Genomic DNA, 13,400 nt, shown 5'->3' on the forward strand with positions numbered 1-13,400 from the left:
CGGTCTCAAGGGGCTCGGAGTCAAGGTTCGTCGCTTGACTTCCCGTCGGCCTGTCCCAGATATCGCCCCAGAGGACGACCTCTCCCTTCATCGGGCATGACCGCCGGGACGACCCGGCTCGCCATGCAAAGGGAGACTATCATGGCCTGGATATTCCTTTTTCTCGCCGGCCTGCTCGAAGTCGTCTGGGCCTTTTTGATGAAGGCGTCGGCCGGTTTCACCAAGCCGTGGCCGACCGTCGGCATGCTGGTCTTCATGATCGGATCGTTCGGCCTGTTGTCGATGGCGATGAAGACCCTGCCGCTGGGCACGGCCTACGCCATCTGGACCGGGATCGGGGCGGTGGGCGCCTTCGTGGTTGGGGCGGTCTTCCTGGGCGAGCCGCTGACGCCGCTCAGGATCGCAGGCGTGGTGCTGGTGGCCTCGGGACTGGTTGTGCTGAAGCTTGCGTCCAGCCATTGATGGTCGCCACGTTTCCAAGGTGAGGACGACATGGAACTGGTGATCGGCGACAAGGCCTATTCGACATGGTCGCTGCGCCCCTGGCTGGTGCTGAAACACTGCGGCGCGTCGTTCGACGAGATCGTCGTGCCGCTGAACCGGCCGGACACCGATCGTCGGATTCGCGAACACTCGCCCACCGGCCAGGTTCCGGTTTTGAAGGTCGACGGCGAGGTGATCTGGGACTCGATGGCCATCGCCGTGTGGGCGGCGGAACGCTATCCCGAGGCGCGACTCTGGCCCGCCGACGCCCATGCGCGTTGGCTGGCGCGATCCGCGGCCTGCGAGATGCACGGGGGTTTCACCGCCTTGCGAACCGCCTGTTCGACCGGCCCCGATCACTGGATGGTCGGCCCCAGCCGGGCCCCCACGCCGCACCATCCGGGATTGGACAAGGATCTGCGCCGCATCGTCGAACTGTGGCGAGGCATGCGCGACCGGTTCGGTGACGGCGGGCCTTATCTGTTCGGAGAATGGTCTGTGCCGGACGCCTTCTACACGCCGGTCGCCGCACGCATTCGTCATTTCCAGCTGGACCTGGCGGCCCACGGCGATGACGGGACGGCCCAGGCCTACGCCGACACCCTGCTGGCCCATCCCGACTTCCGCCAATGGGAGGCCGCCGCCTTGGCTTCGACGGGGGCTTAACGGGCGAAAACCATCCCGGCTGACGCTGCGTTAAGCGGACGCTGTTATGTGTGAGGGATGAAAAGCCCGACTCTCCCGACCCATCCGGCCGAACCCGCCTCGCGCGGCATTCATCCGGTGATGGGTTATGGTCTGGCGGCCCTGATCGGCGCGGCCTTCTGGGCCAGCCTGCTGTTTACGGTCTTCTAGCGCGCGCCGGCGACGGTGGTCGCTTCGGCGATCAGCACCGGCTGGGCCCCCGGTTGGGTCTGGGGCGGCGGCGCGACATAGTCCAGAGCCATGGGCACGGACCGGGCTCCCGAGGCCAGGGCGTCCAGCGTCTTCAGCGGGCCGCCGAACAGGCGCTGATAGATCCAGTAGCTGGCCATGACCTTTTCGACGTAATCGCGCGCCTGGGGCACGTCGATGGTCTCGATCAGCAACAGGGGGTCGGCATCCGGCCCCAGCTTGCGCACCGCCGACAGCATCGGCCCCGGCCCCGCGTTGTAGGAGGCCACGGCCCGCAGCAGGTCGCCCTGGAAAGCCGGCAGGGCCAGCATCCGGTTGATGTAGGTCTGGCCCAGTCGCATGTTCACGGCCGGGACCAGCAGCTTGGACGGGTCGGAGACGAAGGTGCGATCCCCCGTCATCTCGGCCGCCGTCGTCGGCATGACCTGCATCAGCCCATAGGCGCCGACGCTGGAGCGGGCGTTGGGATTGAAGTCGGTTTCCTTCAGCGCCAGCGCATAGACCAGCGACTTCTCGATGACGAAGCCGCCTTCGGGCGCAAGGTCCGGCATCGGATAGCGGGTGGCGTCGATGCGGGTGGCGTCCGCATTGCCGACCGGCATGATGGCGCGCGCCAGGGCCGTCCACATCTTGGCCGCGTCGCCGACGGCGGTGCGCAGGCCGGAACGCAGCTCGGTCTCGGCGTCGGCGCGACGTCCGACCTCATAGAAGGCGACGGTTCGGCGGGCGCGGGCGTCGGCCTGGACGAAGGCTTCCAGCGCGGTCGGCTCGACGGCGGCGCTCTGGGGCACATAGGCGGCGCGGCGCAGGCGCGGCTCGGCCTCATAGGCGCGCGGGCCCATGTTTTCGATGGTCGGCTCCTCGCCCAGCTGACGCAGGGCGATCTGACCATAGAAGGTGGCGGGCCACTGGGCCGACAGGCGCAGATAGTCGGTCACGCGATCCTGACGGCCCGATTGGCCGGCGGCGCGCGCGGTCCAATAGGCGGCGCCGGCGCGAACCCAGGGGTCTTCGGTCGGATCGTTGGCCACGCGCTCGAAGGCGGCGAAGGATTCGTGGAACTGGCCCAGGCGCCATTCCGCCAGGCCGACGGTCCACCAGTCGCCGATCTGGCGGCCCATGGCCGAGGCGCCGGTCAGGTCGTCGTTGTTGTAGGCGACGCGCGCCGCCTTTGCCGGATCATCGACCCCGCCGCCGCCTGAGACAGCCGTCACCAGACTGTTCCAGGTGCGTCCGATCACGCCGCCGGGCCGCGCCGGCTCAGGCGCGCCGTCGGGGCGGCGACGCAGGGCCAGCGTATAGACGCGGTCGGCGCAGGGCAGGTCGGAATAGGTTTCCAGCCAGGCCGTCAGCTCTTCATAGGTGGCGACATGGTCGGGGTGGAACAGGCTTTCGAACTCGACCTGCCCCAGCAGGACCCGGTCCTGCGCCTGGCGCGCCGAGGCGCGGGCCGTCTCGATGTCGCCGCGCCGCAGGGCGTCGAAGGCGGTGGTGTAGGAGATGCGGTCCGCAGAGCTGAGCGCGGTGGGCCGCGTGGAACTGGCGCTCGATTCGGCCGTTGATCCGTAAGGCGTTTCGGCGATGGCCGCGCCCGCCAGGGCGCTGAAAGCAACAGCAAGCGTCGGCGCGAGGAACGCGCGGCGGAACAGAAACATAAGCGGCGGCCCCCTCGTTGGCGACGCGCGTAATCTACTAGGCGCGTGTATGGCGATCGGTCGTCAGCATGCGAGCATGCAGCGATTAGCCTTGTTCTTCAACCGAGTCCGTTTCAAGGCGAACGGCCAGCGAAAGCAGGTCGCTCCACACCTGACGTTTCGCCTGGGGCTGACGCAGCAGGAAGGCCGGATGCAGGGTTGGCATGACGGGGGCGGACACCGCGCCCTCCGCCAGGCGCCATTCTTTCCAATTGCCGCGCAGCTTCATGATCCCCTCTTCGGCCTGAAGGACGGACTTGGCCGAGGCCGCGCCCAGCAGCAGGACGGCCTTGGGCTGCAACAGAGCAAAGGCGCGCTCTACGAAGGGGGCGCAGACCGCCTGCTCCTGCGGGCTGGGCGTGCGATTGCCGGGCGGGCGCCAGAAGACGGTGTTGGTGATGAAGACCTTGTCGGTCAGGCCTGCCGCCGCCAGCATCCGGTCCAGCAACTGACCGGCCTTGCCGACGAAGGGCTGACCCATCCGGTCCTCGTCCCCGCCGGGGCCTTCGCCGATGATCAGGACCGAGGCGTTGGGATTGCCGCGCCCGAACACCGACTGGGTTGCGCCCATGCCGCGCAGGGGACAGCCCTCGAAGGCCGCGACGGCCGCCGCCAGATCCTGCAGGGTCGCTGCGCCCGAGGCCAGTCGCCGCGCCTCGGCGATGGCGTCCTCGGCGTTGGCGCCGACCAGCGGCATGACGACCGAGGCGGTCGCCTTCTGCACCGCTTTCACGGCGGGCGGCGGGGCCACATGGGTGTGGTCGACGGGCGCATCGCCATAGCAGGCGTCCACCCCTGCATCCCGCCAGAAGGCGAGCAGGCTTTCGACTGCAGCGATGTCATGGGGTTGCGCGTTCATGTCTCGGGCTACCGATAAGCCTTGACCGCCCTCGCGTCACCTTCCGATAAGCGGCATAACCACACAGACAACCGGGATTCAGGGGAAATCATGGCCGAAGAAGCCATCGAAGGCGGCGCGGAGAACGCCCGTCAGGAAGCGATCATCGACAATCTGCCGCCACTGGAGGCGCTGGACGGCGTCGAGCGCGAGGTCATGGAATACGATGTCGTGATCGTCGGCGGCGGCCCGGCCGGCCTGTCGGCGGCCATCCGCCTGAAGCAGCGCGCGGAAAAGGACGGCAAGGACATCACCGTCGCCGTGCTGGAAAAGGCGGCCGAGGTCGGCGGCCATATCCTGTCGGGCGCGGTCATCGATCCCAAGGCGCTGAATGAGCTGTTCCCTGACTGGAAGGAACGCGGCGCGCCGCTGGAGACGCCGGTCACAAAGGACAAGTTCCTGCTGCTGGGTCCGCAGGGCGAGGCGTCACTGCCCATGCCCCTGCTGCCGCCCTTCATGCACAATCACGGCTGCTACATCGCCTCGCTGGGCAATGTCACCCGCTGGCTGGGTGAACAGGCCGAGGCCCTGGGCGTCGAGGTCTATCCCGGCATGGCCGCCAGTCACGTCGTCTGGGAAGAAGAGACGGGCCGTGTGAAGGGCGTCGTCGCCGGCGTGTTCGGCATCGACCGCGAGGGCAAGCCGACCGACGACTTCCAGCCCGGCATCGAACTGCACGGCAAATATGTCTTCATCGCCGAGGGCGTGCGCGGCTCCCTGGCCAAGACCATCATCGCCAAACACAAGCTCCAGGACGGCAAGTCGCCCCAGAAATACGGCATCGGCCTGAAGGAGCTGTGGCAGGTGCCCGCCGAGCAGCACCAGCCCGGCCTGGCCCAGCACACGACCGGCTGGCCGCTGGACGAACACACCGGCGGCGGCAGTTTCCTCTATCATTTCGGCGACCGCTACGTGGCCGTCGGCTATGTCGTGCACCTGAACTACAAGAACCCGTTCCTGTCGCCGTTCGACGAGTTCCAGCGCTTCAAGCACCACCCGTCCATCGCCCCGCACCTGGAAGGCGGCACGCGCATCTCTTACGGCGCCCGCGCCATCACCGAGGGCGGCTTGCAGTCGATACCCAAGCTGTCGTTCCCCGGCGGCGTCCTGATCGGCTGTTCGGCCGGTTTCGTGAACGTGCCCCGCATCAAGGGCAGCCACAATGCGATGAAGACCGGCATGCTGGCCGCCGACGCCGCCTATGACGCGGTTCAGGCCGGGCGCAGCGGCGACGAACTGGTCGAATATCAGACCGCCTTCGAAAAGAGCTGGGTCTACAAGGAGCTGTCGGTCGTCAAGAACGCCAAGCCCCTGCTGAGCAAGTTCGGAACGACCCTGGGCGGGGCGTTCGGCATGTTCGACATGTGGTGCCGCACCCTGCTGGGCGGCTGGTCGCCGATCCCGACGCTGAAGCACGAAAAGACCGACGCCGCCTCGACCGAGCTGGCCGCCAAGCACAAGGAAATCCGCTATCCCAAGCCGGACGGCAAGCTGTCGTTCGACAAGCTGTCGTCGGTGTTCATCTCCAACACCAACCATGCAGAGGATCAGCCCGCGCACCTGAAGCTGCTGGACCCGTCCAAGCCGATTCAGGTCAACCTGCCCAAATACGGCGAACCGGCGCGGCTGTACTGCCCGGCGGGCGTCTACGAGGTCGTCTATGCCGACGAGGTCGCCAAGACCGATCCGCGTTTCGTCATCAACGCCCAGAACTGCGTCCACTGCAAAACCTGCGACATCAAGGACCCTTCGCAGAACATCGTCTGGACCACGCCCGAGGGCGGCGGCGGTCCCAACTATCCGAACATGTGACGGAACGGGGCAGGGGCGCGTTCCGCCCTTGCCCGCCGCCGCAAAAGCGTGAAGGGTCGAGGCATGATCGCCTCCCGTTCGCGCCCTCCTCATTCGCGTCTGTTCGCCGCCTCCCTGACCGTTCTCGCCTTGGCCGCCGCCGGGCAGGCCGGCGCACAGGAAACCCCGCCTGCCGCGCCGACGCCGGAAACCCATCCTCCGGCGATCATCCTCAAGCCAGGCGAGCCGACGCCGGGCCAGGCGCCTTCGGATCAGGCGCCGTCCAGCCAGGACGCTGCGCCCGATCCCTTCATCATCATCACCGACACCCCGGTCACGCCGCCCATCCCAGCGGTCTGGGCGCCGATCCCCACGAACGCCGAGGGGCGCAGCGCCTATGGCCTGTATCTGGCGGGCAAGCTGGCCCTGATGCAGGGCGAGGGTGCAATCGGCTCGAACTATCTGGCCCAGGCCGAGCAACTGGCGCCGGAACAGCCGCGCGTGCGCGAACAGGCCTTCACCTCGGCCCTGCTGACCGGCGATCTGGACGTGGCGGCCGCGTTGGCGCCCACCGATGCGACGGCCTCGCCTGCCTTCGTCGAGGGCGGGCGCCTGGTCCGGCTGGTTCAGGAGTTCGTGCGCGGCGACGCAAAAACGCCCAACGCCGCCCTGGCCCAGCAGCCCATCGGCGCGCCCCATGCTCGCGCCGGCCTGCTGGTCGCGCCGTGGATCGCGGCGGCGGCGGGGGACTGGAGCCGCGCGCTTCAGCCCGCCCCGATCAGCGGCGATCCCCTGACCCTGGCCTTCGCCCGCATGAACCGCGCCGCGCTGCTGGAAAAGCGCCGCGACTATGCCGAGGCCGAGGTCGAGCTGAAGGCCGCCGCCGACGTGGCCGGTGTCGGCGCCCTATTCAAACGCCCCTATGGCGAGTTCATGGAACGGCGCGGCCGTCGCGACGACGCCATCGCCCTGTATGAGGCCGCGATCGCGGTGCAACCGGTCGATCCCGGCGTCGTCCGCGCGTTGCAGCGGGTGCGCGACGGCGGTCGGCCGCCGGTCCTGCCCGACTTCCGCGAAGGCGCGGCCCAGGGCCTGATCACCGCCGCAGCCCAGGCGTCGGCCGAGCGCGGCAACGAATTCGCCGCCGTCTATCTGCGGCTCGCGCAGAACCTGCACGACGACGACGAGACCGAGTTCCAGCTGGCCCAGGTGCTGTCGCGCGCCGGTCTGAAGTCGGCCGCCCGCAGCGCCCTGTCGCGCGTCGGGACCGACGATCCCCAGCTCTACGCCGCCGCCCGCGCCCAGCTGGCCATTGCGCTGGAAGAGGACGGCCAGTCGGACAACGCCCTGGCCGAACTGCGCCTCGCCGCCGCCGCCAGCCCCGACGACCGTCGGATCGCCCTGGTCCTGGCGGGCCAGTTGATGCAGCTGAAACAGCATGAAGAGGCGCTGACCCTGCTGGACGGCCCGGTGCTTAACACCGCCGATCAGGGCGCCAGCGTCCACTTCCTGCGCGGCGCCGCCTATGAGGCCCTGGGCCGCACGCCCGAGGCTGAGGCCGAGCTGTGGGCCGCGCTCCAGACCGCGCCCAACGACGCCGACATGCTGAATTACCTGGGCTATCTGTGGGTCGATAAGGGCCTGCGGGTCCAGGAGGGCGCCGAGATGATCGCCCGCGCCCATGCGCTGGAGCCCGAAAACGGCAACATCCAGGACTCGCTGGGCTGGGCCCAGTTCAAGCAGGGCCAGTTCGAAACCGCCGTCGACACCCTGGAACAGGCCGTCGACAAGGAGCCGTCCAACGCCGAGATCAACGACCACCTCGGCGACGCCTATTGGCGGGTGGGCCGCGAACGCGAGGCGGTCTGGCTGTGGAACCGCGTCCTGGTGCTGGAGCCCGAACCCGAGCGCCGCGCCGATGTCGAGCGTAAGATCGCCAATGGGCTGGACGGCGCCGCGCCCGCCAAGGGCGTCTCTCAATAGTTTCCATGCCCGTGCTGACCGCCCTGGCTCCGGCCAAGATCAATCTGTTCCTGCATGTCGGGGCGGTGGACGCCGACGGCTATCATCCGCTGTCCAGCCTGGTCGCCTTCGCCGATGTGGGCGATCAGGTTTCGGTCGAACCGGCCGACAGCCTGTCTCTCGATGTGACCGGCCCGTTCGGTGAGGCGTTGGGCGTCACGCCCGACAACCTGATCCTGCGCGCCCTTCGTCGCCTGGGCGAAGTCTCAGGCATCGCAGAGCCGAAGCTGAAGGTGACGCTGGACAAGCGTCTGCCCATCGCGGCCGGGCTGGGCGGCGGATCGTCCGACGCGGGCGCGGCGCTGAAGCTGGTGCGTCAGGCCCTGTCGCTGGACATCGACGATGCGGCGCTGGAGGCGGTCGCCGGCGTCGTCGGCGCGGACGGTCCCATGTGCCTGCGCATGCGCACCGCCTGGGCTGAGGGCAGGGGAGACGTGCTGACCGACGAGCCGCGTCTGCCGCCTCTGCCCGCCGTCCTGTTCAACCCCGGCGTCCTGTCCCCAACCGGCGCCGTCTATCGGGCCTATGACGCCGGACCGATGCGCGCGGCCGACCGACCATATCCGCCGCGCGACTGGTCCGTCGCCGCCGTCATCGACTGGCTGTCGGTTCAGCGCAACGACCTCCAACTCCCGGCGCTGGCCCTGACGCCCGCCATCGCGGACGCGCTCGCCGCCGTCTCCGCCACGTCGGAGATCGCCCTGACCCGCATGTCCGGTTCGGGCGCGACGGTGTTCGGCCTTTATCCCACCGAGGCGGCGGCCCAGGCGGCGGCGCGTACGCTCGCCGCCGCACACCCCCACGCCTGGGTCACAGCAACGCGCCTGGCCGTTCAGTAGCGTTCAAGCTTTGTGGCCGAATACTGGCCATTCGCCCTCTGGAACGCCGATATCGCCAAGGTCTCGCCTTGATCATCACAATCGTTACGAATTGTTTCGGCGTCTCGGAACCAGATCACGGTGTTCTGATTTGAGTCCGCAGTTCCGATGACTGGAACGGGTCGCCGCTCCCCCTCCTGGCGATCCTCAAACAGAAAAAGGATACCGTCATGCTTCGTGCAAAACTGCTTGCCGCAACCGCCGTGGTCACCCTGATGGCCGCGCCCGCCTTCGCTCAGGACGTCACCCCGCCGACCTCGCCCGCCCCGGCCGAGGCCCCCGTGCCGCAGACTGACCCGTCCATGCCTGCCGCGCCCGCGTCATCGGCGCCGGCCGCTGAAGCCGCAGCCCCGGCTGCAACGGATGTGACCCAGGCCGCCACGCCGGCCGCCGGCGAGACCGTCGTCGACAAGCTGAAAGCGAGCGGCCAGTTCACCACCCTTCTGGCGGCCCTCGATGCAGCGCAACTGACCGACACCCTGGCGACGCGCCCGGCCATCTCGATCTTCGCCCCGACCGACGCGGCCTTCGCCGCCCTGCCCGAGGCCGACCGCACGCGTCTGATGGATCCGGCCAACGCCGCCGAACTGCGTCAGCTGCTGCTCTATCACGTCATCGTCGCCGACGTGACGCCCGACCAGATCATGGGCAAGAAGGGCGGCGTTCCGACCGCCGCCGAGAGCCAGGTCCTGCTGGACGGCACCGGCTCGGCCATCAAGGCTGACGGCGCCACAGTGGTCAGCGCTGAACTGGACGCCTCGAACGGCGCCATCTTCCCGATCGATCAGGTCCTGAACCCGGCGAACTCCATGGCCGCCATGGGCGATGAAGAAGCCGCTGCTCCGGCTGAAGCCGCCGCTCCTGCGGAAGAGGCTGCTCCGGCCGCCGAGGCCGCGCCTGCAACGGCCCCGACGGGTGAACCGGCTGCTGCGACCACCACCACGGCCTCGCCCCCGGTCGCCAACCCGACCGATGGTCAGGTCGATCCCTCGGCCACGCCTCCGGTCGATGCGGCCGATCCCGCCGCTGACGGCGGCGACGAAGCCAACCCGACTCCCCAGTAAGCTGGGTCAATAATTCGGGTCACCCACGCGCTCGCTTGGTAGCGTGTTGAAGCGGAAGGCGGCGGGCCCTATGGTCCGCCGTCTTTTTGCACCCCTCCCCAAGAGCCCGATTTGACCACCTCGACCGAGCCGCTCGCGTTTCAGGACCTGATCCTGACGCTCCACAAATATTGGGGCGACCAGGGCTGCGCCATTCTCCAGCCCTATGACATCGAGGTAGGGGCAGGGACCCTGCACCCCGCCACCGTCCTGCGCGCGCTCGGCCCCAAGCCGTGGAAGGCCGCCTATGTCCAGCCCAGCCGCCGCCCCGGCGACGGCCGCTATGGCGAAAACCCGAACCGCCTCCAACACTATTACCAATACCAGGTCATCCTGAAGCCGAACCCGGACAACCTTCAGGAGCTCTATCTGGGCTCGCTGGCGGCGATCGGGATCGACCCGAAACTGCACGACATCCGCTTCGTCGAGGACGACTGGGAGAACCCGACCGTCGGTGCCTGGGGCCTGGGCTGGGAGGTCTGGTGCGACGGGATGGAGGTGACGCAGTTCACCTATTTCCAGGGCGTCGGCGGCATCGAGGTCGATGTGGTGTCGGGCGAGCTGACCTACGGGCTGGAGCGACTGGCCATGTATGTGCAGGGCGTGGACAACGTCTACGATCTGAAGTTCACCAAGGAGGGACTCACATACGGCGAGGTCTTCCTGGAGAACGAGCGCCAGCAGTCGGAGGCCAACTTCCACGGCTATGACGTGGACGGGTTGAAGCGCCGGTTCGAGGACATGGTGGCCGAGGTTTCGCGTCTGCTGGACATGCGTGGCCCGCAAGGCCAGCCTCTGGTCCTGCCCGCCTATGACCAGGTGCTGAAGGCCAGCCACCTGTTCAACCTGATGGACGCCCGCGGGGCCATCGCCGTCGCCGAACGCCAGAGCTACATCGGCCGCATCCGCGACCTCTGCAAAGCCTGCGCCCTGGCCTATGTCGAAAACGAAAAGGCCGCGTCGTGAGCACTGTCTCTGGAATTCTCTCCTTCGATCTGGCCGACATCAATCTGGAGCAGCACCCCGGCGAGCCGATCTCGCTGTTTTCCAGCGGCCGCGTGGAAATCGAAGGCCAGGAGTCGTGGGCCGAGGTTCGCATCGTCCGTCCCGTCGATGATCTTAGCGGCCACCTGACAGCACAGCCCGGCGGCTGGCGCGGCGTGGTCGTGGTCAGCGACGAATGGTTCGGCATCCTGCAGACCGCCTTCCTGGCCCCGCGCCCCTTCCTGCTGAACATCGCCTTCAGCGCAGAGCCGGGTGCGGCCGACGCGCCGCTGGCTCTGCGGGACGTCGCCCTTACCCTGATGCGGTCTGCCGCCACGACCGAAGAGTCCGCCGACTGATGCCCCAACTCCTCCTCGAAATCTTCTCCGAAGAAATCCCCGCCCGCATGCAGCAGGGCGCCGCGCGCGACCTGGAGCGCATGGTCTCCGACCGGCTGAAGGCCGCCGGCCTGAATTGGGACGCGCTGACGACCTATGCCGGCCCGCGCCGCCTGACCCTGGTCATCGACGGCCTGCCCGTCGCGACGCCCGACCGCGAGGAAGAGGTCAAGGGCCCGCGCGCCTCGGCGCCGGAACAGGCGCTGGAAGGCTTCCTGCGCAAGACCGGCCTGACCCGCGATCAACTGACCGAACGCGACGGCGTCCTGTTCGCCGTCCTGTCGTCCAAGGGCCGCGCCACGACCGATCTTGTCGCCGAGACGGTGGACCAGGTGATCCGCACCTTCCCTTGGCCCAAGTCGATGCGCTGGGGCTCCGGAACCCTGCGTTGGGTCCGGCCGATCAAGCGCATCCTGTGCATCTTCGACGGCAAGGTCGTGCCGTTTGAGATCGACGGGATTCAATCCGACGCCATCACCGAGGGCCACCGCTTCATGGGTTCGGGCCAGCCGCTGAAGGTCAGCGATTTCGTCGACTACCGCACCCAGCTGGAAAAGAACTTCGTCCTGATCGACGCAGCCGACCGACGCTTGCGCATCCTGGAACAGGCCAAGGCCGCCTGCGCCGCGCGGGGTCTCGCTTTGGTCGATGACGACGGCCTGCTGGACGAGGTGGCGGGGCTCGCCGAATGGCCGACCCCGATTTTGGGCGACATGGACCCGCAGTTCCTAGCCCTGCCGCCCGAGGTCGTGCGCCTGTCGATGAAGGTGCACCAGAAGTATTTCGCCGTCCGCGATCCCGCGAAAGAGGGGCTCGCCCCCAACTTCCTGGTCGTCGCCAATGTCGAGGCCACCGACGGCGGCAAGGCCCTGGCCGCCGGCAACTCCAGAGTCCTGTCCGCCCGCCTGAACGACGCCCGCTTCTTCTGGGACGAGGACCAGAAGGTCGGCTTCGCCGCCTGGAACGCCAAACTGTCCGGCGTGACCTTCCACGCCAAACTGGGCACATTGGCAGAGAGGGTCGAGCGCATCGCCGCCCTGGCCCGCGAGATCGCCCCCCTGGTCGGCGCCGACCCCGCCGAAGCTGAAACCGCCGCCCGCCTGTCCAAGGCCGATCTGCTGTCGGGCATGGTCAGCGAATTCCCGGAACTGCAGGGGATCATGGGCGGCTATTACGCCCGTCTCGCCGGCCATTCCGACGCCGTCGCCGACGCGGTCCGCGACCACTACAAACCCCAAGGCCCCGCCGACACGGTCCCGACCGCGCCCGTCACGGTCGCCGTCGCCCTGGCCGACAAGCTGGACACCCTGGTCGGCTTCTTCGCCATCGACGAAAAGCCCACTGGGTCGAAGGATCCGTTCGCGCTGCGGAGAGCGGCGCTGGGCGTCATCCGGCTGGTGCTGGAGAATGACCTTCGGTTGAGCCTCATTCGATTTATGCCAGCGACTATCGCACATGCGCTGACCTACCCCGACCGTGAGAACGCTGAACAAGCAGTCACGTTGGCTCTGGAGTTGCGCGATCAGTTTGGTATCCGATCCGCTCAGGTTGCTGCTGAGGAAAGTCTTGCGCTTCTAAGCCCTAATCGAGCTTCCGAGATGGTTGCTCAAACAAGTGATCGAGCTTTTGCCATTGCGATGGAGGTCAGCACCTTCTTCGCCGACCGCCTGACCGTCCTCCTCCGCGACCGGGGCCAGCGTCACGACCTCGTCGCCGCCGTCTTCGCCTTGGGCGACGACGACCTCGTCCGCATCGTGCGTCGGGTCGAGGCGCTGGCCGCCTTCCTCGCCACCGACGACGGGGCCAATCTGCTGGCCGGCTACAAGCGCGCCTCCAACATCCTGCGCGCCGAGGAAAAGAAAGGCCCGCTGCCGACCGGCATGGTCCAGACCGGCCTGCCGAACCAGCCCGAGCCCGAGACCATCCTGGCCTTCGCCGTCGGCGCCGCTCGCACCGCCGTCGAGGCCGCGCTGGAAACCGAGGACTTCGCCGCCGCCATGACGGCGCTGGCGCGTCTGCGCGCGCCGGTGGACCGGTTCTTCGAGGACGTGCTGGTCAACTCCAACGTGGCCGAGGAACGCGACAACCGCCTGAAACTGCTGGGCCAAGTGCGCGACGTGATGGGCCAGGTCGCCGACTTCGGCCAGATCGCGGGCTGATCCTTCACCTCCCCGTCGGCGAAGGCCGACGGGGAGGACAGGCGATCGCGTCAGCGAGCGCCAGGTGGGGGCGACGGGGTGTCTGAAGCTGAGCCG

Annotated in this window: 12 protein-coding genes; 10 read left to right on the top strand and 2 right to left on the bottom strand. The window is 68.1% G+C overall.

The genetic code is table 11. The annotated features are described in order from the left end of the window. Window positions 1-141 precede the first annotated feature (141 nt). Genes ACQY72_RS13995 through ACQY72_RS14005 form a run of 3 tightly spaced genes read left to right on the top strand, consistent with a single transcriptional unit; the run spans window position 142 to window position 1,338 of the window. A complete protein-coding gene (locus ACQY72_RS13995) occupies window positions 142-462 on the top strand; it encodes a DMT family transporter (protein WP_428154300.1) in 321 nt (106 codons plus the stop codon). 30 nt (window positions 463-492) lie between these two features. Next, window positions 493-1,149, top strand: a complete 657-nt coding sequence (locus ACQY72_RS14000; RefSeq protein WP_428154301.1) for a glutathione S-transferase family protein — start codon at window positions 493-495, stop codon at window positions 1,147-1,149. A 57-nt stretch (window positions 1,150-1,206) separates the two neighbouring features. Beyond that, window positions 1,207-1,338 carry a hypothetical protein gene (locus ACQY72_RS14005; RefSeq protein ID WP_428154303.1) on the top strand — a complete coding sequence of 44 codons (132 nt, stop codon included), beginning with the start codon at window positions 1,207-1,209 and terminating at the stop codon, window positions 1,336-1,338. Here the strand turns inward: ACQY72_RS14005 and ACQY72_RS14010 are convergent. Next, the gene (locus ACQY72_RS14010) at window positions 1,335-3,032 is read right to left on the bottom strand and encodes a lytic transglycosylase domain-containing protein (RefSeq protein ID WP_428154304.1); all 1,698 of its coding nucleotides are present in this window, start codon (window positions 3,030-3,032) and stop codon (window positions 1,335-1,337) included. The two genes, ACQY72_RS14005 and ACQY72_RS14010, sit on opposite strands and share 4 nt — an antisense overlap. Before the next feature lie 85 nt (window positions 3,033-3,117). Continuing rightward, window positions 3,118-3,930 carry a uracil-DNA glycosylase gene (locus tag ACQY72_RS14015; protein WP_428154305.1) on the bottom strand — a complete coding sequence of 271 codons (813 nt, stop codon included), beginning with the start codon at window positions 3,928-3,930 and terminating at the stop codon, window positions 3,118-3,120. A gap of 195 nt (window positions 3,931-4,125) precedes the next feature. Between ACQY72_RS14015 and ACQY72_RS14020 the strand changes: the two genes are divergently transcribed. The 7 genes from ACQY72_RS14020 to glyS all read left to right on the top strand — a co-directional run bounded on the left by ACQY72_RS14020 (window position 4,126) and on the right by glyS (window position 13,304). Further along, window positions 4,126-5,781: an electron transfer flavoprotein-ubiquinone oxidoreductase gene (locus ACQY72_RS14020; RefSeq protein ID WP_428156717.1), complete on the top strand. Its 1,656-nt coding sequence runs from the start codon at window positions 4,126-4,128 to the stop codon at window positions 5,779-5,781. A 63-nt stretch (window positions 5,782-5,844) separates the two neighbouring features. Beyond that, complete coding sequence (locus tag ACQY72_RS14025; RefSeq protein WP_428154307.1) at window positions 5,845-7,743, top strand: tetratricopeptide repeat protein; 1,899 nt, start codon at window positions 5,845-5,847, stop codon at window positions 7,741-7,743. A gap of 5 nt (window positions 7,744-7,748) precedes the next feature. After that, window positions 7,749-8,621, top strand: coding sequence for a 4-(cytidine 5'-diphospho)-2-C-methyl-D-erythritol kinase (locus tag ACQY72_RS14030; RefSeq protein WP_428154308.1), 873 nt, complete (start codon window positions 7,749-7,751; stop codon window positions 8,619-8,621). A gap of 209 nt (window positions 8,622-8,830) precedes the next feature. After that, entirely contained in the window at window positions 8,831-9,724 is an 894-nt protein-coding gene (locus tag ACQY72_RS14035) for a fasciclin domain-containing protein (protein ID WP_428154310.1), read from the top strand. Between the two features lie 111 nt (window positions 9,725-9,835). Then, entirely contained in the window at window positions 9,836-10,729 is an 894-nt protein-coding gene (locus tag ACQY72_RS14040) for a glycine--tRNA ligase subunit alpha (RefSeq protein WP_428154312.1), read from the top strand. After that, window positions 10,726-11,106, top strand: coding sequence for a hypothetical protein (locus ACQY72_RS14045; RefSeq protein ID WP_428154314.1), 381 nt, complete (start codon window positions 10,726-10,728; stop codon window positions 11,104-11,106). Before ACQY72_RS14040 ends, ACQY72_RS14045 begins: the two co-directional genes overlap by 4 nt. Continuing rightward, window positions 11,106-13,304: a glycine--tRNA ligase subunit beta gene (gene glyS / locus ACQY72_RS14050; RefSeq protein WP_428154316.1), complete on the top strand. Its 2,199-nt coding sequence runs from the start codon at window positions 11,106-11,108 to the stop codon at window positions 13,302-13,304. The genes ACQY72_RS14045 and glyS overlap by 1 nt, the downstream gene beginning before the upstream one ends. The last annotated feature ends 96 nt before the right edge of the window (window positions 13,305-13,400 follow it).

The sequence above is a fragment of the Brevundimonas sp. genome, from assembly GCF_965279155.1.
GTDB lineage: Bacteria > Pseudomonadota > Alphaproteobacteria > Caulobacterales > Caulobacteraceae > Brevundimonas.

Bases quoted from the DNA above. Each gene is read 5' to 3' on its own strand.
- ACQY72_RS13995 (WP_428154300.1), top strand. From the start codon at position 142: ATGGCCTGGATATTCCTTTTTCTCGCCGGCCTGCTCGAAGTCGTCTGG.
- ACQY72_RS14000 (WP_428154301.1), top strand. From the start codon at position 493: ATGGAACTGGTGATCGGCGACAAGGCCTATTCGACATGGTCGCTGCGC.
- ACQY72_RS14005 (WP_428154303.1), top strand. From the start codon at position 1,207: ATGAAAAGCCCGACTCTCCCGACCCATCCGGCCGAACCCGCCTCGCGC.
- ACQY72_RS14010 (WP_428154304.1), bottom strand. From the start codon at position 3,032: ATGTTTCTGTTCCGCCGCGCGTTCCTCGCGCCGACGCTTGCTGTTGCT.
- ACQY72_RS14015 (WP_428154305.1), bottom strand. From the start codon at position 3,930: ATGAACGCGCAACCCCATGACATCGCTGCAGTCGAAAGCCTGCTCGCC.
- ACQY72_RS14020 (WP_428156717.1), top strand. From the start codon at position 4,126: ATGGAATACGATGTCGTGATCGTCGGCGGCGGCCCGGCCGGCCTGTCG.
- ACQY72_RS14025 (WP_428154307.1), top strand. From the start codon at position 5,845: ATGATCGCCTCCCGTTCGCGCCCTCCTCATTCGCGTCTGTTCGCCGCC.
- ACQY72_RS14030 (WP_428154308.1), top strand. From the start codon at position 7,749: ATGCCCGTGCTGACCGCCCTGGCTCCGGCCAAGATCAATCTGTTCCTG.
- ACQY72_RS14035 (WP_428154310.1), top strand. From the start codon at position 8,831: ATGCTTCGTGCAAAACTGCTTGCCGCAACCGCCGTGGTCACCCTGATG.
- glyS (WP_428154316.1), top strand. From the start codon at position 11,106: ATGCCCCAACTCCTCCTCGAAATCTTCTCCGAAGAAATCCCCGCCCGC.